Here is a 21,735-nt window from a genome sequence, read left to right on the forward strand (position 1 = left end):
TGACCACCACTTTACGAAATCGTTAGGTTATTGACGAATGTTTTCGCCACCTCAATATCATCACGTATTTGCTCGATCAAAGCATCCACCGAAGTGAATTTAACCTCATCACGTAGCTTGTGCAAGAAAAACACCTGCACTAATTCTCCATAAATTGACTGTTCGAAATCAAATAAATGGACCTCCAAAACACATTTGGTGCCATCTACTGTAGGTCGCTTTCCAATATTAGCAACCCCATATACTGTTTGCTTGGATGCAAGACAAGCCTTTACCACATAAACCCCTTGCAAAGGAACAGACAAACGCCGAAGACCGATATTTGCAGTGGGAATTCCCCACTGACGCCCACGTTGCGCTCCATAAACTACTCGCCCACAAATACTATAGGTTCTACCTAAGTATTTAGCCGCAGACTCTAAATCTCCTGCACCTAATGCCGTTCTAATTTTTGTGGAGCTAATCCGGTCTTCATTAATACAAAAATCAGAATAAATATGTACATTACAGCCATACTCTGAACTTAGCTGCTGAAGCAAGTTTACATCCCCTTCTCTGTTTTTTCCAAAGCGAAAATCCTCGCCTACAAGAAGATGTTTTATGTTTAAAGTAGAAAATAAATAATTGCGTGCAAATTCAGCTGCCGGAGTTTGTGCAAATACGTCATCGAACTTAATACAATAAACATAGTCGACCTGACAATGACGCAACACATCCAACTTCTCTCTTAAACCAGAAAGTCTCGCTGGAGCTTGTTCCTTTTGAAAGTATTCTCGTGGTTGTGGCTCAAATAAAATTAAAACTAAAGGAAGATTCAAGGCGTTAGCCTTAGCCCTTAAGGTTTTAATTAAATTTTGATGTCCTAAATGAACCCCATCAAAATTGCCAATAGTTGCAACCACGCCCTTATCAAAAACAGAAAAATGGTGAATACCACGCAACAATCTCATTGAATCATTCAATCGATAAACTAAAACGTCATAGTATACTTCTTTTCTCGCTTATTGAGAAATGATAAGGGAAAGAAACAGGGAATTACTGTTTGCGGTTTATATAATCCTCGTTAATTGTGCTCGTCCCTTTGAGGTTTTAAAGGGTAATTGTGCGCCTGGCGCGGAAGTTACTTTGGAGTTAAATCAGACTAAAAGTCACTAAAAAGCTCACATACTAATATGGGCTTTTTAGTGAGGATAGGGACTTACTATTTTCTATCTGTGGTTTCACTAATCTGAGAACGCACAATTAAAACATCGCATTGAGCATTATGCAAAATGGAGTTAGCGGTAGAACCCAGTAATAAAGAGAGTCCGTGTTTTCCATGACTACCGGTAACAATTAAATCAATGTTACGTTCTTTAGCCACTCTTAATATTTCATTCTTTGTAGAACCAAATTCAATAAAGCGGTGTTGGTCATCCACCCCTAATTTATCGCCTAATTCATTTAGTTCTTTTTCTGCTTGTTCACGAATAGACAATTCCACTTCAGCAAAGCCTGCAAAACCCGGGTAGGCATAAGCGGGAATAGGTTCAACCACATGAACTAAAATCAAATCAGCCCCATTTTCATCAGCAATTTTTTTTGCCTTATGGGCTGCCAATACGCCAACCTCATCAAAGTCAGTAGCAAACAATACCCTCTTATACATCATTTTCTCCTTAAAATACTGATGTCTATCTTATAGACTAGCAGATTTCTTATGAAATTGTAGCTTGACATTAAATTAGCCAACAAGGACGCAAAATTGGAATATCCTACAAAGCTTAGCTAGCATTAGTTATACCCTTATAATTAAATAACTATAAGAAACCCAGAGGGAGAAAGGAATGTTCTTTAAAATTTTTACGGATAAATCCTCTAAGAGAAAAAATGAGTTTGATATCAAACTTAATGAAGCAATCGAATTAATCAGAAACAATCAGTCCATCGTTGCAGAACGAGTATTAGAAGTTCTAGAATCTAATCTAGTTACAGTAAATTCTTTTTTTAATATCTCACACAGTTATTATCAACAAATACAAGAAGATTTGTTACAGGAAGAGAAAATTACTATTCCGTCAGATTACCCACCTTCCGATGAAACCGTAAAAATTATTGAAGGAAAATACTCAGGAATTATTTACGACGATCAACATATCTATTTAAGCTCAGATCGCACAGTAGAAGAAATAGCCAGCACCTTGGTTCATGAAATCTGTCACTACCTTAATAGCGAGATTTTTAGACAAGAACAGAAAAACAGTTCATCTCTACTCTATAGATACAAAGATGAAGTACGTTCATTTACTGCAGAAAAAATCTTTGAGCGGAATGGTCATTGTATACTGCGTAGCCATATGAGGAACATTCATGCTCACGTGACTCGGGTTTATCCAGAGTTTGTGGATCCGGACATGGATATGCAGAAAGTTGGGTATGTTTATTCTTGTTATGATACTCCGATAAAGTAGTCTTATATTTTGCGCAGCATCATTAGGAATTCGCTGCGCTCTGAATCCCACTCACTCTATATTTGTCTCTTTAAGCTTAATCTGCTCTTCCGCCTTAGCAATAGCCTTGCGAATCGCTTGAGCCTCTTCAGACTGCTGAGGAGCTAACTTAAGTAAACGTTGCCAATAAGCGATAGCATCCTCGTAAGCACGACTTACATAAGCATTCATCGCCATCATTGCTAGAGCATCGGGTTGATTAGGATTATTTTTTAATAAATTAACAAAAATATGTGTAACTTGCTCAGTAAACTGTCGATTATTTAATACCCATAAACTGTGTGCATAATTAACAGCATATTGCTCATCCTTCGGGTCAAATTGATAAGCCTTCGCAAAAGCATCTACTGCGTTTTGTTTTTCTTCTTGACCAGTGTACAAACGACCTAAAAGATACCAACCTTTCGCACTCTTAGGCGTATCATCCAATTTGGCACGTAGCTTAGTGATTAACTCTTGGGGGCTTTTAATCGATTTAAGCATAGCATTTGCTTTCTGCTGGTTTTCTTGAAATTGTAAATAGTCCTGCCACTTGTCAAATCCACCCCAATTGAAATAGCCAGTAAATGTCAGGATAAAAATAATTGGGACTAATAATAAACTAGCAAGCCAATGGCGTCTTAAAGGGTAAATAATTACCATACTAGCTAAAAGAGTGAGTGTAACGAGTAACGCTAATAACCACCATTCATTCATATTAAGGACTCACTGAGATTTTTTTCTTAGCAAAACAAGTTCGCCAAAAAATCAAAAAACCTAAAATTAAAAATAAAACCGGACCAAACCACAATAAATAAGTTATTGCTTTAACAGGAGGCTTAAACAGAATAAAATCTCCATAGCGCGCGGTAAGATAATCGGTAATTTCACTGTCACTCTTCCCTTCCTTCACTAACTGATAGACCTGCCCTCTTAAATCTTTGGCCAGCTCCGCATTGGAATCCGCTAAATCCTGGTTTTGACATACCAGACATCGTAAATCTTTTAACAAATGGTGAAATTGGGCTTCTTTTTTTACTGAGTCTAAAGGGTACATCCCATTCGCCCAAACACAGGTTGGGACTAAAATCACCGAGAGCAAAACATAAATCCACTGTAAGCGCTTCATGCCGTTTGCTCCAGCTGTTTGATCAAAGGTAAGACTTCCTTTTGCCACAATTCTTGATTCATAGCTCCAGCATGGCGATAACGAATCACTCCTTTTTTATCAATAACAAAAGTTTCCGGTGCACCATAAACACCTAAGTCAATTGCAGCACGCCCGTCTCGATCTTGCATTACTAACTTATAAGGATTTCCCCATTGGCTTAGCCATTGCAATGCATCCTCAGGCTTGTCTTTATAATTTAACCCATAAATAGGCACACCTTCACGTGCTAATTGCAGCATGAAAACTTGCTCGTCACTACAGGCTGCACACCAACTGGCCCAGACATTTAATAAAACGACGTGATCACGAATTTTCTGAGAGCTAAAAGAGGACTCAGGATGATGCAATTCAGGTAGTGTAAACTCAGGCACCAATTTTCCTACTTGCACTGAAGGCAAATTGCGGGGATTTAAAGAAAGCCCGCGCCAAAGAAAAATACTCAATAAAATAAAAAGCACTATAGGAATTATTCTCCATCCTATTTTTCTCATACTGAGGCCCCCGCTGTTTGTCTTTTTTGATAATACCGTCTGTCAGTCAAAGCAAAAAAACCGCCGGCTAAAATCATAAATCCACCAGCCCAAATCCAGCGCACAAAGGGTTTATAATAAAGACGAACCGACCAAGAATCTCCATTTAAAGGCTCACCTAAGGCAACATAAATGTCTCGAAACGGAGTAACATCAATTGCCGACTCAGTCATTGCCATTTGTCCAATAGTATAGAGTCTTTTTTCCGGATAAATAAGCTTTGCCTGGCCATGATGAGTGATGTTAAATTGAGCCTGTGTTCCCTTATAGTTGGGGCCATCTAAAGGTTTTTGATTTACAAACTCAATAGAGTACCCAACCAAATCGATTTTTTTCCCTGGTTGCATCTGTACGTCATCTTGCACGCCATAAGCAGTAGAAACAGCAATACCAATCACTGAAGCAGCAACGCCGAAATGCGCCAATACCATGCCCCAATAAGCTTGACCAACACCAGTAAAACCACCGCGCTCTTTGATGCGTTTAATCACCGCCTTGGTGGTACTTAACACAATCCAAGTTGCTAAAATCAATCCCAAAAAGGCTGAAGCATCAAATTCATGATGAGTCAGTAACAATAAGGCGCACGGTAGCGCAATACTCAACACAGCCACGCTCCATAATTTCTTGAATATGCCCGTCCAGCTATCTGAGTGCCATTTTAAATGAATACCCAATCCCATCAGCAACAACATAGGAATCATTAATGGAACAAACACGGCATTAAAATAAGGAGCCCCTACCGATAATTTACCTAAACCCAAACCTTCAACCAGTAATGGATAGACTGTCCCCATGAGAACTGTGAGCATAATCACTACTAGAAATACATTATTCAAGAGTAAGGCGCTTTCACGTGATAAAGGGCTAGGGTTATTCGTTGCATGCAGTGTTTGAGCACGAAAGAGGAACAACAACAAGGAACCACCAATAACCAACAATAAAAAGCCTAAAATAAATAAACCTCGTTGTGGATCCACTGCAAAAGCATGCACAGAAGTGAGCACACCTGAACGTACCAAAAACGTACCAATGAGGCTTAAAGAAAAGGCTGCAATGGCCAAAAGCATAGTCCAGGCTTTAAATTGCTGGCGCTGTTCAGTTACTGCCAAAGAATGCAATAAAGCTGTTCCCACAAGCCAAGGCATAAAGGAAGCATTTTCAACTGGGTCCCAGAACCACCAACCGCCCCAGCCTAGCTCTCGGTAAGCCCACCAACTGCCCAAAGTAATTCCAGCCGTCAAGCAACACCAAGCAGCTAAAGTCCAAGGCCTAGTCCATTTAGACCAGCTACTTTCAACTTTCCCAGCCCATAAGGCCGCAATAGCAAAAGCAAAAGCCACTGAAAAGCCGACATAGCCCATGTACAACATGGGCGGATGGAATAAAAATCCCGGGTCTTGTAATAAAGGATTTAAATCACGGCCCTGGGTATTTAACACTTGGAATTGTCGTAAAAAAGGATTCGAGGTCGTTAATAAAAAGAGAATAAAACCTATACTTAACCATCCTAGAACAACAAGTACGCGCGTACGCATTTCTTTATCTAAGCCTGAACTAAAGCAGGCCACCATCAAGGTCCAAAAACTCAAAATCGCAACCCAAAGCAGCATCGAACCTTCATGCCCACCCCATACAGCGCACAACTTATAAAACCAGGGTAAGGCAACACTGGAATTACTCATCACATAGATGACAGAGAAATCATCTTTTAAAAAACAAATAGTAAGAAGAATGTAGGTCAATGCGATAAATAAAAACTGGGTAACAACATAGGATTTTGCTGCATCCATCCACTCAGGCCGTTTTAATTGCAAGCCGATTAAAGGGATTACGGCTAAAGCCAGGGAGGCCATTAATGCCAGAATAAGAGAAAAAAGTCCTAACTCAGCAATCATGAGTTCACCTTTGGCGCTAATGCCGCTTTTACTTCAGGGGGCATGTACTTTTCATCATGTTTTGCCAGTACACGAGTTGCCTGAACATGCTGGTTATCAATTAATTGTCCTTCCACCACAACCCCCTGCCCTTCACGAAATAAATCAGGCAAAATACCGGTATGAACTACAGTGATAGTTTGCCTCAAATCAGTGACCTTAAACTCAACCCTTAAGCCTTCTTTGGCCCGCACTAATGAGCCTTTTTCAACCATTCCTCCCACTCTAATCGCTTGTTTAGCTGGCGCTTTGCCCTCTGCAATTTGGGTCGGAGTATAAAATAAACTGATATTTTGCCTTAAGGCATATAAGACCAAGCCTGAAGCTATAGATAAGGCAATAAAAGCAGACAATAAAATCAAAAGCTTACGTTTGCGAGCTGGATTCATTAGCGTTTAAACCATTGTTGTAGTTTTTGACGTGTTTGTTTCTTTTTCCATTTCATCCCTAAAAGGTTCATCACTAAGACTACAGAAACTAAACTATAAGCAGGCCAAACATAGATGGAGTACCCACCCATTGTTAACCATTCATAAAACTGACTCACTTAACTTCCCCTTCAAATTGAACCTTAACCCAAGCTTGTCTTTTTTCTCTAAGTAACAGCTCTTGACGTGCTTTTTCTAAAATAATCCACAATGCATATAAGAAAAATCCGATAATGCTCAACAGAAGTGGATACAACATACTGCCGTCAATCTTGGGCTTCGCAAACACCGATAAAGTAGAACCTTGATGTAGCGTGTTCCACCAATAAACTGAGTAATGAATTATAGGCAAATCAATTAAACCGACTAAAGTTAAAATAGCGATAATACGATCCCCGTCTTCTTTGTTTTTTACCGCTTGGTGTGTGGCTAAAATCGCTGCGTAGAGTAATAAAAGAATTAGTTCAGAGGTTAATCGAGCATCCCAAACCCACCAGGCACCCCACATCGGTTTACCCCAAATGCTACCAGTTACCAAGGCGAGAAACGCCATGCATGCTCCAAATTGAGCCACTTGATTAATCAGCAAGCCCGCGATTTTAATCCGCCAAACTAAGAGTAAAACGGCCAGAAACCCCATCCATCCATAAAGTGCCATAGATAAAAAAGCACTGGGTACATGAACGTAAATAATACGAAAGGCATCACCCTGTTGATAGTCAGGAGGAGTAAAAGCAAGCCCCCAAACAATTCCTACGATTAGAGTAAGTACTGCACTTAATGAAAGCCAGGGAAGCAAACGCCCAGTATATTCATAGAATGATTTTGGCGAAGCCAATTGATATAATATTTTCCACATAGGAATAAAGGAAGTCAAAAAAAGACGGATTTTATCATGTAACTGAGCTTTCGCAAAATGGGCACTCTATTGTTACTCTGCATGACTGATTCGGATCACCCCAGTAATGGCATAAGGCAAAAAACCTACCGCAATCACCGACATAGCCAACAATAATGCTAAATAGCCATTTACTGGTAAAGATTGCATGGCAACATGCAAGGTTCCACTGCCAAAAATAAGTAAGGGTAAGGTTAACGGTAATAATATTAATGCCATCAATACACCTCTCTGATTACTTCCAGCGCCAAAAGCTGCAACCAAAGCACATAAAAACAATAAAGCTGGCGTACCACATAGGATAGTCAAAGCCAAAATCCAGGTTTCCCAGGCTGTTAGAGAAAATAAGAGTGCGACTAATGGGCATAAAATCAATAAAGGGAGTAAAAGAAACAACCAATGAGCAATTACCTTAGCACAAACCATTAAGGGTAATGATTGTCCTGAAACCAACCATTGCTCAATCACCCCTTGCTCATAGTCTTGCTGAAACAAGCGTTCAGCGGACAATAACATGGATAAAAGTATTGCCATCCAGACTAATCCAGGAGCAATAGTTCTTAATAATTCAATTTCAGGCTTCAGGGTTAAAGGAAACATAAACAAGAAGATAAGCAAAAAAAGGCAGGAATTAACCAGAAAGCGAATCTGCCGTACTTGAATTAATAATTCGCGTTTGCACTGATTTTTGAATAAAGAAATAGCGGAGCTCATAACCTATGCTCCTGATAATCAGTCGAGTTCAACGGTAATTTTTGATGGGAGGTAAGCAAAATAGCCCCTCCCTGTTTTCTGTGCTCTTCTACTTTAGTCATGATAATTTCTAAAGCGGTATCATCTAAGGCAACCAAAGGTTCATCTAACAACCACAGTTTAGCATTGGTCATCCACAAGCGTAATAAGCCAACCTGTCTACGCTGCCCAGCAGATAATAGTACACAAGGTTGATCCAAATGAGCTTGTAACTTGAAAGTTGCGGCTAACTCGTCAATCGGCTGCTTTTTATAGTGCAGATCAAACAAACAGTTCTCCCTTAAAGTTAAATTAGGATTTATGCCTGTTTTATGCCCCACAAAGCATATTTGACGTTGATATTCAGCTAAATCATGATGAATATTTTTTTGAGCAAAATGTATTTCCCCCTCAGCAGGACGATATAAACCGGCGATCAATTTGAGTAAAGTGGTCTTTCCCGCACCATTTGCCCCCTGAAGATGGAGTAAGCCTCCCGCGGGCAAATGCAAAGCAACATTATTTAGCAAAGGTTGCTCTTGATAATCAAAGCTGAGATTAATTACATCAAGCATGAAATATGAGTCATTATTAGAAAGTATGCATGGTACTAAAACCACTGTCTGTTGACAATTCGTAACATGAAGCATCCCTTGCTGCATAATAAAATAACTTGTATAGAAACCAGAAAAAATCTCTAACTATCAGTGAAGTAGCTATTCGCCTGCTTTTTTTAGAATTCACGCTTTTTGGCCTTGCACATATCCCTATTGACCGCCATAATCAGGCTTTATTTATTAGAAAGGACTGCAATGGAATTCTTGAGTCAATATGGTTTATTCCTTTTAAAATCCATCACTGTGGTTATTGCCTTTTTGGTGGTTTTTGCCGGATTTTTTTCAATGAGCAAAAAACCCAAAGGTAAATTAGAGATTACCTCCTTAAATGACCATTATGAGCATTTGCATTCACTAATGAGCAAGGAAATTTTTGGCAAGAAAATACCTAAGAAAAAAAATAAGAAAAAAGACTCCAAGCGTCCCTCACTTTATGTGATTGACTTTCATGGCGATATTAAAGCATCGCAAGTGGAGCAGCTCCGTGAAGAAATCACCGCTGTTCTTTCAGTTGCTACTTCGGAGGATGAGGTTTTAATCCGCTTGGATAGTCCTGGAGGTGTAGTGAATAGCTATGGTTTAGCAGCCTCTCAATTGCAGCGTATTCGCGATAGAAAAATCCCCCTTACCGTGAGTATTGATAAAATTGCAGCGAGTGGTGGTTACTTGATGGCCTGTGTTGCTAATCACATTATTGCAGCTCCTTTTGCAATTATTGGCTCCATAGGTGTTGTGGCACAAATTCCTAATTTCCACCGTTGGCTTAAAAATCATAATGTTGATGTAGAGTTATTAACTGCTGGAGAATATAAGCGTACTATAACCATGTTTGGGGAAAATACCGAAAAAGGCCGTAAAAAATTTCAAGAAGATTTAGAAAAAATACATGCTGCATTCAGAAAATATGTTGCCGCTAATCGTGAGCAATTAGATATGGATCAAATTGCTACAGGGGAACATTGGTTAGCTACTGATGCTTTAGATTTAAAACTTGTGGATAAATTAGCTACTAGTGATGAATACCTTATCGATAAACTAGCCGGGTATAAGGTATTCAAATTGGCCATTCCGCCAAAAACCTCTTTGGCAAATAAATTACTAAAACCCGCTATGAGATTCATGCATCCTTGGGCCTAATGCCAAAATCCGTGCCCCGCTCCCCGTATTACGACGTCGTCGAATACGGGGTATTTTTGCGCCTCAACTCGTTTTTATGTAAATCAGCAAATTTGTATTTAATAGTATATACTTAAATCAAATATTACCTAAACCGATGTTACAAAATGGAGTGACAAGAGATGAGCGAGCCAAAATCAAAAATGCCTGATCTCAAAGAGCTGGCTTCAATGACAAGTAAATTATTCGGGGATATTAAAACGAGTGTTACTCAGATTATCCACGATTATAAAGAACAGCGTGCACAACCTGATGTAAGCGAAGAAGCTAAACCTGCAGAAACAAAAACCACAAACGAGTCTAAGTCGGAAGAAGAAAAAAAATAATTGAATGAGCACACCTTAATGCGATACCTCACCTAGTTCATTAGGCATACCCTTAGAATGGGAGTAGGCTGGGCTGTAAAGCCCAGCATCGGGGTTCGCAGAAACGTTGTTTGCTAGGCTTTACAATCATATACAACGCAGAACTTATTAACTTCCTTGTAGTCGCCTCTTAGCGATAGCAAACTATAATCTTAAACGCCTCACATTGATTACCAAAACACAGTTCTCGACTACCTATAGTTTTAGTGGCCGCGACGTGTGTTTCTTTAGCAAAATGTTTCGCCCGCATATACCCCATACGTCGACAAAAAGAATGAGCCGCACGTGAACCACATCCTTTTTTCTTATCGTAACACCAATCTACACGATAATGGTCAAAACGTGGTACAACATAACGTTTTTCACGGTAATGATAGGATTTAGGTGGTGTATGGGACAAATGAGAGACACAGCCGATAGTCATAAAACCATTACAACGCCAGCCTTTGCATTGCGCTTTGCTGGATATAAAATGAGTTAAGCCAATATTATATGCAATGACACTTTCGTTTGCTGACTCGTAGCCCATTATTTTACAATAGCGATTAGCCACAGCTTTACCACACTCTTTGCCATCAATCGTGCAATAATCGAGACGTTCACCTTGATATGTAGGATGCCAAAAACTGCGAAAAGCTTTATTTTGTGCTTCTGCGCCAGCATCTGACAGGAAGGAGCAAAATAAAAAGAAAGAAAGTATTATGTACCGGAAATTGCTCATTAATACAGCCCATTAGCGATTATGAACACATGTTAGCTTATGCGGCTAAGTGGTACAAGTGCAGAATGAGAAAAGGTGGAGGCAATAAGATTCTTGATGCCACATAATACGCCAGGTTCTCAAGATAACGCAGACTTGTAAGGTTAGGCCTATGGCCCAACCTTCAATTTTTGAGATTATTCAAACCGGATTCGCACTATCAAAAAACACATGTTCCAAATTAAAAGAAGTACTTAAATACTCACCTAAAGCCTGAATACCATAACGTTCTGTAGCATGATGGCCGCAAGCATAGTAATTCACTCCTAATTCTTGAGCCTCATAATACGTACGTTCCGATACTTCACCACTTAAATAAGCATCCACACCTAAGCGATTTGCCTCTTCAATATAATCTTGGGCGCCCCCACTACACCAAGCGATGCGACTGATCTTGCGATTATGCCCCTCAATCATTAGAGGCTGCCGCCCTAATTTGCCAGCTAAAAACTCGCTCAACTCATTATTAGTCATTGGTTTTGCTAATTGGCCTGACCATAGCAAATTATCGATACCATCAATGCAATGCATTTGTATTGCATTAACTTCAAACAATTTTGCCAGGCAAGCGTTGTTACCTAACTCAAGATGACAATCAAGTGGTAAATGATAAGCTAGGAGATTGATCTCATGGCTTAATAATTTTTGCAGCCGCTGGCGTTTCATACCGGTAATAACAGGCGACTCGCCACGCCAAAAATAACCATGATGTACTAATAAAGCATCTGCCTTCCAATTAATTGCCTGAGAAATCACATCCTCAGAGGCAGTTACTGCGGTACAGATGCGTTTAATCTGTTCTTTACCCTCTACCTGCATGCCATTAGGCGCATAATCTTTAAAACGATCACAGCTTAACAGCTGTTGCAGGTGTGAGGTTAATTCTTTTTGGGTAATCACCGATCAGAAACTCGCTTAATGTCAGCACCTAATAAAGAGAGTTTTTCTTCGATACGCTCATATCCTCTATCCACATGATAAATGCGTTCTACAGTGGTTTCCCCTTCAGCAACAAGGCCAGCTAGAATCAAACTAGCTGAAGCACGTAAATCTGTTGCCATTACTGGAGCACCAGTTAATTTTTCAACTCCGTTAATGATCGCCGTATTACCATTTAACTGGATTTGAGCGCCCATACGTTGTAATTCTTGAACATGCATAAAGCGGTTTTCAAAGATGGTTTCCACAATTGTTGAAGGACCTTCAGCTACAGAGTTCATTGCCATAAACTGAGCTTGCATGTCTGTTGCAAAAGCAGGATAAGGTGCGGTAGAAATATTCACGGCTTGAGGACGCAAATTGTTCATATTGAGACTTACCCAATCTTCGCCAATGGTTAATTCAGCGCCTGCTTCTTCAAACTTACATAATTGTGATAATAAAGTATCAGGACGTACACGTTTTACAGTCACATGACCACGCGTCAAAGCAGCTGCAGCTAAATAAGTACCTGCTTCAATTCGATCAGACATTACTGAATAAGTACCACCTGAAAGTGCCTCAACCCCTTCAATTTCAATAATTGAAGTTCCAGCACCAGAAATTTTAGCGCCCATTTGAATGAGGAAATTCGCTAAATCGACCACCTCTGGCTCACGAGCAGCATTTTTAATTACCGTAGTACCTTCAGCAAGAGCAGCTGCCATGAGAATGTTTTCAGTACCGGTTACCGTCACGGTATCAAACATAATACGCTTACCCTGTAAACGACCACGCTTACAACGTGCATTGATGTAACCATTCTTAACGGTAATGTCTGCACCCATAGATTTTAATGCTTTTAGATGTAGATCCACTGGACGTGTCCCAATCGCGCATCCACCAGGTAAAGACACATCTGCTTTACCGAAACGTGCTAACATTGGGCCTAATACTAAAATAGAGGCACGCATGGTTTTAACTAAATCGTAAGGGGCAACAAATTCATTCACCTGACCAGAATCAACCTGAACATTCATTTTTTCATCAACAATTAAATGAGCGCCCAACTGTCCTAATAACTCCATCATTGTGGTAATGTCTTTAAGATGAGGAACATTGGAAATTGTCACATGGTCACTGGCAAGTAAGCTGGCTGCCATAATCGGTAAAGCCGCGTTTTTTGCACCGGAAATAACCACTTCACCATTTAATGCCTTACCGCCGTTAATTAATAATTTATCCATGTTGTCTCCCCCATTCTTCTTGTGTCCACGTCTCCATGCTTATCGCATGCAGTTTGCCAGTGGTAATTAATTCTTTTAGTTGTGCGTATACCCATTGTTGCCGAGCAACTTTTGACTTATTTAAAAATACATCACTGACTACAGTTACCTTATATTGATAACCGTCCCCGTCCACTTTAACGAAAAATACCTCGTTAGTAGATCTAAGTTTTTGTTCTATTTCTTCATTACTTACCATTAAAATTAGCTCACAAATTAGAATAAATACAGTTTTCTACTGATTAAATCTGCGTGTACGATCAGCTTAATCTAGAGTAAAAGTGATAACATAACAAAATGGAGAATTTTAGAGCATACTTCATTGCATTTACTGTCATCTTCACGTAGAAAGGAACCCATTTCGTACGCGCTCACGGGGTATGTAAATGCCGTCATTGGGGGGAACGTAGTGACAAAACAACCCAAGAATTAGAAGCACGGAACCTTGGATTGATTCACTTCGTTCGCAATGACGACATTTTTTTATTTATTCTAAAGAAATAACATAGCCCGTGAACACTTACCTCATTCCTGCAGGGTTTCAGTCCATCCAGGAAGAGAGATTCCCGCCTGTGCGGGAAATGACAAAATTCTTAACCTAACAGCAATGTATACCCTAAATAACTTCCAAAATATCTTTCACACCACAAAAGTCCGCTAGAGACTCAGTCTCTGTGGACATACCGATAATCTCGAAAGTCTTATTATTTTTTTTGCACAACTTTCTGGCTTCAATAAGCAACGCCATCCCGGCACTATCGCAATGAGTTACCTCACTTAAATCAAGAACTAAGTGATTACTCGTCTCATCCATTAAAGTCTTATAAAGTTGAGCTCGCACCTCAACGACTGATTTGAAGCTAAGCTCAAGAGGCTTAAAATGAACTGTTTTCACCTTAAGAAGCCCTTTTTAATTGTTTTTGCTGCATTTGCTTGATCACTTCATCCATACTGGAGTTTTGCAGTACTTGGGCAAATTGCGATCTAAAGCTTTGCAATAGGCTAACACCCTCAACGCTAATGTCATAAATTTTCCACTGGCCATTTTTATCAACAAGGCTATACGTTAGAGGAATATTTTGACCTTCACTTCGCACAATTACGCTGTTAACACGAAGAAAACGGGTATTTGCCGCCGCTCTAAGAGGTAAAAACTGCACCGACTCATCAGAATATTGAGCCAAAGGACTAGAGTATGTACGAATGACCAAACGGGTAAACTCTCTAGAGAACTGCTCTCTTTGCGCTGCAGAAGCTTTCATCCAAGCCTGTCTTCCTAAAACAGAACGAGACATACCAGCTACATCAACAATAGGTAATAAATGCTTCTCAACCGCCGCATAAATAATGCCTGGATTATTTTTTAAGCTTGTTTTATTCTCTTTTAAGGTCGCAATAATTTCATTTGCAGTTTGTTCTAGCATAGGCACAGGGGAATTTTGAGCCATGATTACTGGAGATAAAATCACGCCAACAACAAATAAAATATGTTTTAATATTCTCATGTCCGTACCTTAATTTTATTGTAATTACTTTTTATTAATATTAAATAACAACTGACCGATTAGGTTCTCAAGAATCACTGCTTCTTGAGTCTTGGCGATAACATCCCCATTACGTAAATAAGGATGATCACGATTTGCATCATCGTCAAAACCGGGAACAATACTAATATAATTAGAACCAAGCAAGCCTTGCGTTAAAATTCGTGCTGAAGAATCTTCATAGGGTATTTTTTTATCACTCTGTAAACGCATAGTGACCTTGGCATTAAGTTCGCCTGGCTGTAATTCAATACGAGTTACTTCACCAATTTTAACGCCAGCAACCGTAACCGGTGCTCGCACTTTTAATCCACCTATATCGGTAAAATCCGCGGTAACATTGTAACTCTTATGAGACATAAAATCAGAAATATTACTGACCTTCATTGCCATGACCAGTAGGGCCAATAAACCAAGCAACATAAATAGGCCAACACTCACATCTACATAACGTTGCTTACTCATTTACCAATCTCCAATCATCATTGCAGTCAACAAAAAATCCAGGCCTAACACAGCAAGCGACGAATAAACAACCGTCTTGGTCGTCGCCTGGCTAATACCTTCTGCTGTAGGCACACACTCAAACCCCTGAAATACCGCAATCCACGTTACAACAAAAGCAAACACCAAACTCTTAATGATACCACTGAGTACATCAATACGAAAATTTACTGCCGCCTGCATATTGGACCAAAAGCTTCCAGAATCTACACCTAACCAATGCACCCCAATAAAGTAGCCACCAAAAATCGCCACTGCTGAAAAAATTAATGCTAAAACGGGTAGCGTAATAAACCCCGCCATAAAGCGAGGATAAATAACTCGGCCCAAGGGGTCGACTCCCATCATATCCATACTGGATAATTGTTCTGTGGCCTTCATCAGCCCAATTTCTGCAGTCAATGCAGAACCAGCTCGACCAGCAAATAATAATGCACTAATTACCGGCCCAAGTTCTCTGGCAATGCTTAATGCCAAGAGCTGGCCTAATTGGGTGGCTGCACCAAATTTTTGCAACGTATTATAACCCTGTAATCCCACAACCATACCGATAAATAGGGCTGAAACAACAATAATTAAACACGATAAGACACCAACAAAATGAATTTGATAACGCAATAAAGGCCATAATTTTCTAATATTGGGCTTGCGAAATAGCATCAAAAACAAAAACAAACCCGAGCTACCCATATTTTGTAAAACACGAGTGCTACGATTTCCCAATCGCATAATCAAATCAAGCATCTAATAGCTCCTCTGTATAAGGACGGGCTGGATAATGGAATGGTACCACTCCATCAGCTTCTCCATGCATAAACTGCTTGACCTGAGGCTCAGAGGAGCGGACTAAATCTTCAGGAGTACCCTCCCCTATTATTTTCCCCCCTGCAATCAGATATATATAATCTGCAATAGAGCAGGTCTCTTCAACATCATGAGAAACGATGATGGTTGTCGTATTTAATAATTGATTTAAACGTTTAATTAAACGTACCAGAACACCTAATGAAATTGGGTCTTGTCCAGTAAATGGCTCATCGTACATCATGAGCTCAGGATCTAGAGCGATGGTACGAGCTAATGCAACTCGACGCGCCATTCCGCCTGATAGTTGGGCGGGCATTAATTCTGCAGCACCGCGTAAGCCTACGGCTTGCAGTTTCATCAATACAATATCACGCACCATAGATTCATTAAGTTGCGTATGTTCTCTTAATGGGAATGCGACATTTTCAAATACATTAAGGTGAGTAAATAAAGCAGAGCTTTGAAAAAGTAACCCCATATCACGACGCGCATCATATAATGCTTTGCGAGGTAATTGATGGATGTCTTGACCATTCACCTGAATGGTACCACTATGAGGTGTTAATTGTGCGCCGATTAATTGCAATAATGTTGTTTTTCCAGAACCGCTCGGCCCCATAATGGCCGTAATTTTACCTCGTTTTACGGTCATGTTAATGCCATTGAAGATGCGACGACTCTCTCGAGTAAAGATCAGATCATTAATTTCAACCCAATTTTCAGGCATGCTTTCAAGTTCCAGTTCTGGCCAAAAATACAAGTATATACTGGTTCCTAGAAAAATGAGTCTCTTAAATTTAAAAAAAATTATGAATTTAATCAAATAAAGACACAATGAACAAATAAAGAACAGTCTAATCCGTTGTTTTAGGTTGAGCCCAACATCGAGTGCTGAGGTGGGTGAAGTATATCGCTCCCCCTCAATTAATCAAAAAAACGATACAGATACAATTAAACTCTTCCTATAGGCAAATAACAGCAAGTAAACTCAAAATCTTTATCAACTACATTTGGCGTTAAGTGTAACTTAAATTCTGGGGGTAAAATTAATGATACATTAATTATGTTATCAACATCATATAAATTATCACGATGTGCTGACTTCCATGTTTTAGCCTGCGCTAAGGCTTGCTTTTTCGCTTCATTTTCATTTTTAGCTACTAAAAATATATTCTTGTGCAATTCTGTAAACTGATTATTATCATATCCCCCCAGATTTACAAAAAACAATTTCGGGGTTTCAGGAGTTACTTGTTTCGCAAATGAAATGTCATATCCATCTACGTGTGTTAAAACTCCCCATGCATCAATATGTAAGCTTTTAGGGTTACCCCACCAACTAGTTTTAAGGAATTCGTAGGTTTGTTCTAAATTTTCTGCAGCGATGAATCGAATATCATGAACTTCAATCAAAGATTTAGGGTGAGTACCACCAATATAAATTACAAATAGTTTCATGTCTCAACTCCATTGATTATGATATATAGGGTATTATCTAATTTGATAATCAGACTTAAAAGCAATTTTCTCTGTTATTTTTTTAAACGATGCATCAATGTGTGTTTTCACCACCCGAAACCTGATCCATATGCCCGGATAGTGAGGACGTTGAGGCTCTCAGCGTCGCCTGTCCGCTGACGCACCTCACCCTCCGTAGCGCACAGAGAATGAACAGATTAAATATTTTTCAATATATCAATATCTTTTAATAATTTAGCTTTTTTTCTTAATTAAGTGAGGATTTATATATTAATTTAAGTTATTTTAATGGAATTTATTTTTTTATTTATAGATAGAGCCCCAAATTATGCCACTCTCCGCTGATACTAAAGACACACCACTGTTGATTAACCTAAAACAAGTGGAAATGCAGTTTGTGCAATTACTTATTCAGTTTTTTTCCATGCAATCACAAGCAGGGATAAATCTCTGGGTAAAAGATACCCCCTATACTTTACAAAATGGCACAATTATTACGTTAAAAAATAATGTCTTTTGCCGTGAACGAAAAGAAGGCCATTCTGGGCTGCGCTATGAGCTAATCAGCAATAAACCCTCTTTAGGTGTGGGTACTTTTGGCGAAGTCTATAAGATTAAAGGTACAATGAGCTTGGATGAACAGTCCATAAAAATAAAAAAACAAAGAACAGATGGCAAAAGACGCATCGTTAAAATACAACGACACCATTTGTCCAATCCACTCACAGCACTGGATAATGAATATAGGTTAACGAAAAAAACTGCTCATCTTGCAGTAAAAAAGCCCACAATTGTTACCAATTCCTCGGGGGCTCAACTGAGCTTTACCACTATGAATCAACTCCCCGGAGATGAGCTTTTTTATCTACTCAATGAGCGCGAGAACTTATCTGCACTTCAGCGAATTGAATTAAGCCTCGCTTTAGTCAATGCATTAGAGGAGCAAGTATGTAACCAAGGGATTGTACATCGTGACATAAAACCAGAAAATATCCTGGTCCACCTAGGACCTCCAATTCAGATACATTTTATTGATTTTGGATTGAGCAGAGATGCCATTCATTTAAATACTATCATAAATGGCACTCCACCCTATTTAGCTCCCGAGGTAAGGCAATATTCAAGCCTCATCAATTTTAAGGCAGATGTTTTCTCTCTCGCACGCGTTATCGCTTTATTATGGAATGTTGATTACAGTACCTATGATGATCTATCGGTTTATTTCAATGCTACTCCAGTTAGAATGTTATGCTCTATCTTTAGTGGCATTAAAGTTCTGGATATAAACGCAAGACGTCTAATAAAAGATACATTGCTCGGAATGTTGAATTTAAATCCGGAGGCTCGTTATTCCATTAGCAAAGCAAGAGTTGGTTTTGAATCTGCCAGAGAAATAATCAAATTAAATGAGAAGACTCCTCTAAGTGCGCATTCATTATTTCGGACCCAAAATAGAAATGAGCATAACGCCCCCGAAAAAACCCTTGTTAAAAAAAATTCCTGCCCTTAGGAGCAGTGGCGCAGGTTTTATTAGACACCTGCGCCAATTGTGGCGTTGCCCTGTATAAGGCCCAAATAATGAATTAAGCCTGTATATCATCAGCTATGCATTTACCCCTAAAGCTAAACCTCACTTTATTGCTAATTATACTAGTGAAGATAGCAGCAACAGTAATTCTTGTTCGGTTATGTAATATTTTGATTCTTTCCTTATCAACTAATATTACTTTGAATGGACCTGAAATAATAGGATACAAAGCCCTGGAAATTCTCTCTATAATCTGGTCATATTGAACTATTAATTACTTATAACTCACAATTCAGCCTGCCCCCTAGGAGTTCCTTCACTAAAGGGGACAAAAATCCTCTTGAGTATTATTTTCGTAAGCTATCACTAATAGATTTCGCAAAACCTTTAAGCGATTCAACAATATCCTGCTCTTTTTTATCATAATTGTGGCCAAAGAAAGCCGATCTATTGGTTGAAAAATGAGATTGTTCAGGTGTAACTTCTTTTCCTGATGAATTAAGAAAAACAACTTTATTTATAGATCCAAGAATAGGCTCCCAAGCTTTTTTTTGTTTTGGGGTCATATTATTGAATTCATCAACGCTAATATAAAGTGTTTGCAAATGAGTTAATGAATCTTTTAAATTATTAATTTCCTCTACAGCTAATTGGGCGATGTCATTATCGCTAATATTTAAAGAAGTAATATTTTTAGGTAATTTTCTAATTACTCTAATTTTGCTGCCCAAATTATTGTTACTAATATCAAGATGCTCTAAGCTATTTGAGAAAACCTGGCAAAGATTTTCTAGTTCTTGTTCGCTCTTCATATCCAAATTGTTGTAACTGATACTTAATGATTTTAACCGTTTAAGAACAGCAACAGCATTATTTAGCTGCTTGTTATCATAACGACCTAAATTATTAGAACCCAGATCCAATGAATTTACTGGAGTTGAGGCAAAACCATTTAATCCAACAGCCAGATCTTTTTGAGTATTAAGGTCATTAAAACTTAAATCTACTTGAGTAACGTGCCTTAATGATGAGAAAACAAGTGCGGTATCTTCTCCTGATTTTTTGCCTAAATTATTTCCACGTAAAGTTAAAAATTTTATTTGGTCATTTAAGTTCGTTAACGCTGCTTGCAATTCATTACTTGATCTTTTGCCAAAATTATTCCATCCCATGTCCAGATGTTTTGTATTTTTGTTGATTCTAAAAATAGAGCGAATTAACTCATCGCCATTTACATTAGTTAATCCAGATAGGACGGTTTCTCCAGTTGTTTCATTAAAACAAAGCATATTGAACTCCCCTATTAAGGCTATTACAGTCATTAGTGACTCAAATAATGACACTAAAATAAACAAATTACCTTGACTTAGATCAATAAATGATTTTTTTATATAAAAATAAGCCCCTTTCTCGAATGAACCTGCACGGCTTGATAAATAAAGGACAAACACTTTGTCTCGCGATAAGCCTGTTCCTTCTTATAATTATGTTAATTTTATTTGATAATTACGATTCATAGCCTGTGCAGGTCAAAGCGCTGGCGTGCTCCGCGTGGCGTTAATCAAGCCTCCACTTAAGAAAACCCTAATAAAATTTATATATACTGGACAAAATAAGTAAAAAGTTAAGGTTTATAAAAAATGTCCAGAAAGATGCTTGATTCAAACGAAATGAATTCAATAATTGAGAAACATCTCACTGGAAATAACGAATGGGAAAAGAAAGAAGCTTCTGTTCAAGTTTCTTTTATGAAAATAAATGTCACTTACTTTTACAATAAAAATAGGAATTTTGTAATTATTCCTAGTCCACTTGCTGTAAAACAAGGAAGTGGAGATGCCGAAGAACCCTCTTACCAATCGGCTGTAGAAGCAATAAAGAATCAAATAGGCAATAAAAACTTTGGTATTGGTTGCTCTCTATTAGGCAAGGGAACTGGGGAGCGTCACTATACAACTCTGTTCAAAGAAAAAGGAGAGCATGGAAGAATAACTGTATTTGATTCCAAAATAAGCTCTCCCAATCAATTCTTTAACTCATCAGAATCGCCAAATTTTTTTGAAAAAGTTTGGGGCTTTATTAAAGCACCTTTTAAGGCCTTTGGTTTGTGGGCTTTTGGAATTGGAAAAGAGGTACAATCTTCGTTCTTGGGTAAAGAGGTGACGGTGCACAGACTAGGTACCCAACCATTTTTTGACGGGGTAAGTTGTGGCCTGCACTCTTCTGGCGCGGTTTTAAATATGATCGATTTAATTGATAAAAAAGAAGTAACGACTGACGAAATTATTCTATCAATAACCAACCAAAAAAATCTTGACTCAAAAGCAGAACATATTTTAAATGATAAAAAAGATGAAGCGATACCGAGCATGAATCCTGTTCTTTGTTCTATGGTTTCAAAAGATAGAAAAGAGTCCGATAAACACTCTTTAGGTGGGGTTAGTCTATATGGAAATGACGAAAGTGAAATAATGACCACAAAAAAAGAAGAGCCTGTTCCTTCTCCTCTTAACTACGATGATTTTGACGCCCCCCATATGCCCAGGACCAAGCCTTGAGTTTTAAAGTAGCCATTAAAATGATCGAA

General features: G+C 38.7%; 27 protein-coding genes. 5 read left to right on the top strand and 22 right to left on the bottom strand.

Features of this window, described 5'->3' with window-relative positions; translation table 11 throughout:
- Positions 1-11: 11 nt before the first annotated feature.
- Positions 12-950, bottom strand: coding sequence for a bifunctional riboflavin kinase/FAD synthetase (gene ribF / locus E1P08_RS03875; RefSeq protein ID WP_133135682.1), 939 nt, complete (start codon positions 948-950; stop codon positions 12-14).
- Positions 951-1,201: 251 nt separating this feature from the next.
- Complete coding sequence (locus E1P08_RS03880) at positions 1,202-1,648, bottom strand: universal stress protein (protein ID WP_133135994.1); 447 nt, start codon at positions 1,646-1,648, stop codon at positions 1,202-1,204.
- A 178-nt stretch (positions 1,649-1,826) separates the two neighbouring features.
- Here E1P08_RS03880 and E1P08_RS03885 point away from each other — a divergent pair, with 178 nt between their 5' ends.
- Entirely contained in the window at positions 1,827-2,450 is a 624-nt protein-coding gene (locus E1P08_RS03885) for a hypothetical protein (RefSeq protein WP_133135683.1), read from the top strand.
- A gap of 51 nt (positions 2,451-2,501) precedes the next feature.
- Here E1P08_RS03885 and E1P08_RS03890 read toward each other — a convergent pair whose 3' ends face one another.
- The 9 genes from E1P08_RS03890 to ccmA form a co-directional block, all read right to left on the bottom strand.
- The gene (locus E1P08_RS03890) at positions 2,502-3,185 is read right to left on the bottom strand and encodes a tetratricopeptide repeat protein (protein WP_133135684.1); all 684 of its coding nucleotides are present in this window, start codon (positions 3,183-3,185) and stop codon (positions 2,502-2,504) included.
- 1 nt (position 3,186) lies between these two features.
- Positions 3,187-3,597 (bottom strand): cytochrome c-type biogenesis protein, encoded by a 411-nt coding sequence (locus E1P08_RS03895; RefSeq protein WP_133135685.1) that lies wholly within the window; start codon positions 3,595-3,597, stop codon positions 3,187-3,189.
- Entirely contained in the window at positions 3,594-4,130 is a 537-nt protein-coding gene (locus E1P08_RS03900; RefSeq protein ID WP_133135686.1) for a DsbE family thiol:disulfide interchange protein, read from the bottom strand. The genes E1P08_RS03895 and E1P08_RS03900 overlap by 4 nt, the downstream gene beginning before the upstream one ends.
- Positions 4,127-6,067 carry a heme lyase CcmF/NrfE family subunit gene (locus E1P08_RS03905; RefSeq protein ID WP_133135687.1) on the bottom strand — a complete coding sequence of 647 codons (1,941 nt, stop codon included), beginning with the start codon at positions 6,065-6,067 and terminating at the stop codon, positions 4,127-4,129. Before E1P08_RS03905 ends, E1P08_RS03900 begins: the two co-directional genes overlap by 4 nt.
- The gene (ccmE, locus tag E1P08_RS03910; protein ID WP_133135688.1) at positions 6,064-6,495 is read right to left on the bottom strand and encodes a cytochrome c maturation protein CcmE; all 432 of its coding nucleotides are present in this window, start codon (positions 6,493-6,495) and stop codon (positions 6,064-6,066) included. Before ccmE ends, E1P08_RS03905 begins: the two co-directional genes overlap by 4 nt.
- The gene (gene ccmD / locus E1P08_RS03915; RefSeq protein ID WP_133135689.1) at positions 6,495-6,653 is read right to left on the bottom strand and encodes a heme exporter protein CcmD; all 159 of its coding nucleotides are present in this window, start codon (positions 6,651-6,653) and stop codon (positions 6,495-6,497) included. The genes ccmE and ccmD overlap by 1 nt, the downstream gene beginning before the upstream one ends.
- The gene (ccmC, locus tag E1P08_RS03920; RefSeq protein ID WP_133135690.1) at positions 6,650-7,393 is read right to left on the bottom strand and encodes a heme ABC transporter permease CcmC; all 744 of its coding nucleotides are present in this window, start codon (positions 7,391-7,393) and stop codon (positions 6,650-6,652) included. Before ccmC ends, ccmD begins: the two co-directional genes overlap by 4 nt.
- 72 nt (positions 7,394-7,465) lie before the next feature.
- Positions 7,466-8,146, bottom strand: coding sequence for a heme exporter protein CcmB (gene ccmB / locus E1P08_RS03925; protein ID WP_133135691.1), 681 nt, complete (start codon positions 8,144-8,146; stop codon positions 7,466-7,468).
- Entirely contained in the window at positions 8,143-8,739 is a 597-nt protein-coding gene (gene ccmA / locus E1P08_RS03930; protein WP_133135692.1) for a heme ABC exporter ATP-binding protein CcmA, read from the bottom strand. Before ccmA ends, ccmB begins: the two co-directional genes overlap by 4 nt.
- A gap of 237 nt (positions 8,740-8,976) precedes the next feature.
- Between ccmA and sohB the strand changes: the two genes are divergently transcribed.
- Together sohB and E1P08_RS03940 are read left to right on the top strand one after the other, a co-directional pair.
- Complete coding sequence (gene sohB, locus E1P08_RS03935) at positions 8,977-9,918, top strand: protease SohB (RefSeq protein ID WP_133135693.1); 942 nt, start codon at positions 8,977-8,979, stop codon at positions 9,916-9,918.
- 161 nt (positions 9,919-10,079) lie between these two features.
- Positions 10,080-10,283, top strand: coding sequence for a hypothetical protein (locus tag E1P08_RS03940; RefSeq protein ID WP_133135694.1), 204 nt, complete (start codon positions 10,080-10,082; stop codon positions 10,281-10,283).
- Between the two features lie 169 nt (positions 10,284-10,452).
- Here the strand turns inward: E1P08_RS03940 and E1P08_RS03945 are convergent, their stop codons facing one another.
- The 10 genes from E1P08_RS03945 to E1P08_RS03990 all read right to left on the bottom strand — a co-directional run bounded on the left by E1P08_RS03945 (position 10,453) and on the right by E1P08_RS03990 (position 17,599).
- Positions 10,453-11,043 carry a hypothetical protein gene (locus E1P08_RS03945; RefSeq protein ID WP_133135695.1) on the bottom strand — a complete coding sequence of 197 codons (591 nt, stop codon included), beginning with the start codon at positions 11,041-11,043 and terminating at the stop codon, positions 10,453-10,455.
- 180 nt (positions 11,044-11,223) lie between these two features.
- Positions 11,224-11,982 (bottom strand): Nif3-like dinuclear metal center hexameric protein, encoded by a 759-nt coding sequence (locus E1P08_RS03950; RefSeq protein ID WP_133135696.1) that lies wholly within the window; start codon positions 11,980-11,982, stop codon positions 11,224-11,226.
- The gene (murA, locus tag E1P08_RS03955; protein WP_133135697.1) at positions 11,979-13,247 is read right to left on the bottom strand and encodes a UDP-N-acetylglucosamine 1-carboxyvinyltransferase; all 1,269 of its coding nucleotides are present in this window, start codon (positions 13,245-13,247) and stop codon (positions 11,979-11,981) included. Before murA ends, E1P08_RS03950 begins: the two co-directional genes overlap by 4 nt.
- Complete coding sequence (locus E1P08_RS03960) at positions 13,240-13,485, bottom strand: BolA family protein (RefSeq protein WP_133135698.1); 246 nt, start codon at positions 13,483-13,485, stop codon at positions 13,240-13,242. The genes murA and E1P08_RS03960 overlap by 8 nt, the downstream gene beginning before the upstream one ends.
- Positions 13,486-13,902: 417 nt before the next feature.
- Complete coding sequence (locus tag E1P08_RS03965) at positions 13,903-14,181, bottom strand: STAS domain-containing protein (protein WP_133135699.1); 279 nt, start codon at positions 14,179-14,181, stop codon at positions 13,903-13,905.
- 1 nt (position 14,182) lies between these two features.
- Positions 14,183-14,791, bottom strand: coding sequence for an MlaC/ttg2D family ABC transporter substrate-binding protein (locus tag E1P08_RS03970; RefSeq protein ID WP_133135700.1), 609 nt, complete (start codon positions 14,789-14,791; stop codon positions 14,183-14,185).
- Positions 14,792-14,815: 24 nt separating this feature from the next.
- Positions 14,816-15,295 (bottom strand): outer membrane lipid asymmetry maintenance protein MlaD, encoded by a 480-nt coding sequence (mlaD, locus tag E1P08_RS03975; RefSeq protein ID WP_058535624.1) that lies wholly within the window; start codon positions 15,293-15,295, stop codon positions 14,816-14,818.
- Complete coding sequence (gene mlaE, locus E1P08_RS03980; protein ID WP_133135701.1) at positions 15,296-16,078, bottom strand: lipid asymmetry maintenance ABC transporter permease subunit MlaE; 783 nt, start codon at positions 16,076-16,078, stop codon at positions 15,296-15,298.
- Positions 16,071-16,868, bottom strand: coding sequence for an ABC transporter ATP-binding protein (locus E1P08_RS03985; protein ID WP_133135702.1), 798 nt, complete (start codon positions 16,866-16,868; stop codon positions 16,071-16,073). The genes mlaE and E1P08_RS03985 overlap by 8 nt, the downstream gene beginning before the upstream one ends.
- A gap of 224 nt (positions 16,869-17,092) precedes the next feature.
- Complete coding sequence (locus E1P08_RS03990; protein ID WP_133135703.1) at positions 17,093-17,599, bottom strand: DUF1543 domain-containing protein; 507 nt, start codon at positions 17,597-17,599, stop codon at positions 17,093-17,095.
- Between the two features lie 349 nt (positions 17,600-17,948).
- Between E1P08_RS03990 and E1P08_RS03995 the strand changes: the two genes are divergently transcribed.
- Positions 17,949-19,130, top strand: coding sequence for a protein kinase domain-containing protein (locus tag E1P08_RS03995; protein ID WP_133135704.1), 1,182 nt, complete (start codon positions 17,949-17,951; stop codon positions 19,128-19,130).
- A 365-nt stretch (positions 19,131-19,495) separates the two neighbouring features.
- Here the strand turns inward: E1P08_RS03995 and E1P08_RS04000 are convergent, their stop codons facing one another.
- Positions 19,496-20,470 carry a leucine-rich repeat domain-containing protein gene (locus E1P08_RS04000; protein WP_133135705.1) on the bottom strand — a complete coding sequence of 325 codons (975 nt, stop codon included), beginning with the start codon at positions 20,468-20,470 and terminating at the stop codon, positions 19,496-19,498.
- A gap of 318 nt (positions 20,471-20,788) precedes the next feature.
- Here E1P08_RS04000 and E1P08_RS04005 point away from each other — a divergent pair, with 318 nt between their 5' ends.
- Complete coding sequence (locus E1P08_RS04005) at positions 20,789-21,706, top strand: hypothetical protein (protein WP_133135706.1); 918 nt, start codon at positions 20,789-20,791, stop codon at positions 21,704-21,706.
- Positions 21,707-21,735: the final 29 nt, after the last annotated feature.

This window comes from Legionella rowbothamii, from assembly GCF_900639985.1.
GTDB lineage: Bacteria > Pseudomonadota > Gammaproteobacteria > Legionellales > Legionellaceae > Legionella > Legionella rowbothamii.

Bases quoted from the DNA above. Each gene is read 5' to 3' on its own strand.
- ccmC (WP_133135690.1), bottom strand. From the start codon at position 7,393: ATGTGGAAAATATTATATCAATTGGCTTCGCCAAAATCATTCTATGAA.
- E1P08_RS04000 (WP_133135705.1), bottom strand. From the start codon at position 20,470: ATGACTGTAATAGCCTTAATAGGGGAGTTCAATATGCTTTGTTTTAAT.
- mlaE (WP_133135701.1), bottom strand. From the start codon at position 16,078: ATGCTTGATTTGATTATGCGATTGGGAAATCGTAGCACTCGTGTTTTA.
- murA (WP_133135697.1), bottom strand. From the start codon at position 13,247: ATGGATAAATTATTAATTAACGGCGGTAAGGCATTAAATGGTGAAGTG.
- ribF (WP_133135682.1), bottom strand. From the start codon at position 950: ATGAGATTGTTGCGTGGTATTCACCATTTTTCTGTTTTTGATAAGGGC.
- E1P08_RS03885 (WP_133135683.1), top strand. From the start codon at position 1,827: ATGTTCTTTAAAATTTTTACGGATAAATCCTCTAAGAGAAAAAATGAG.
- E1P08_RS03940 (WP_133135694.1), top strand. From the start codon at position 10,080: ATGAGCGAGCCAAAATCAAAAATGCCTGATCTCAAAGAGCTGGCTTCA.
- E1P08_RS03890 (WP_133135684.1), bottom strand. From the start codon at position 3,185: ATGAATGAATGGTGGTTATTAGCGTTACTCGTTACACTCACTCTTTTA.
- E1P08_RS03945 (WP_133135695.1), bottom strand. From the start codon at position 11,043: ATGAGCAATTTCCGGTACATAATACTTTCTTTCTTTTTATTTTGCTCC.
- ccmE (WP_133135688.1), bottom strand. From the start codon at position 6,495: ATGAATCCAGCTCGCAAACGTAAGCTTTTGATTTTATTGTCTGCTTTT.
- E1P08_RS03985 (WP_133135702.1), bottom strand. From the start codon at position 16,868: ATGCCTGAAAATTGGGTTGAAATTAATGATCTGATCTTTACTCGAGAG.
- E1P08_RS03905 (WP_133135687.1), bottom strand. From the start codon at position 6,067: ATGATTGCTGAGTTAGGACTTTTTTCTCTTATTCTGGCATTAATGGCC.
- mlaD (WP_058535624.1), bottom strand. From the start codon at position 15,295: ATGAGTAAGCAACGTTATGTAGATGTGAGTGTTGGCCTATTTATGTTG.
- E1P08_RS03990 (WP_133135703.1), bottom strand. From the start codon at position 17,599: ATGAAACTATTTGTAATTTATATTGGTGGTACTCACCCTAAATCTTTG.
- E1P08_RS04005 (WP_133135706.1), top strand. From the start codon at position 20,789: ATGTCCAGAAAGATGCTTGATTCAAACGAAATGAATTCAATAATTGAG.
- sohB (WP_133135693.1), top strand. From the start codon at position 8,977: ATGGAATTCTTGAGTCAATATGGTTTATTCCTTTTAAAATCCATCACT.
- E1P08_RS03900 (WP_133135686.1), bottom strand. From the start codon at position 4,130: ATGAGAAAAATAGGATGGAGAATAATTCCTATAGTGCTTTTTATTTTA.
- ccmA (WP_133135692.1), bottom strand. From the start codon at position 8,739: ATGCTTGATGTAATTAATCTCAGCTTTGATTATCAAGAGCAACCTTTG.
- E1P08_RS03970 (WP_133135700.1), bottom strand. From the start codon at position 14,791: ATGAGAATATTAAAACATATTTTATTTGTTGTTGGCGTGATTTTATCT.
- E1P08_RS03995 (WP_133135704.1), top strand. From the start codon at position 17,949: ATGCCACTCTCCGCTGATACTAAAGACACACCACTGTTGATTAACCTA.
- E1P08_RS03895 (WP_133135685.1), bottom strand. From the start codon at position 3,597: ATGAAGCGCTTACAGTGGATTTATGTTTTGCTCTCGGTGATTTTAGTC.
- E1P08_RS03960 (WP_133135698.1), bottom strand. From the start codon at position 13,485: ATGGTAAGTAATGAAGAAATAGAACAAAAACTTAGATCTACTAACGAG.
- ccmB (WP_133135691.1), bottom strand. From the start codon at position 8,146: ATGAGCTCCGCTATTTCTTTATTCAAAAATCAGTGCAAACGCGAATTA.
- E1P08_RS03880 (WP_133135994.1), bottom strand. From the start codon at position 1,648: ATGTATAAGAGGGTATTGTTTGCTACTGACTTTGATGAGGTTGGCGTA.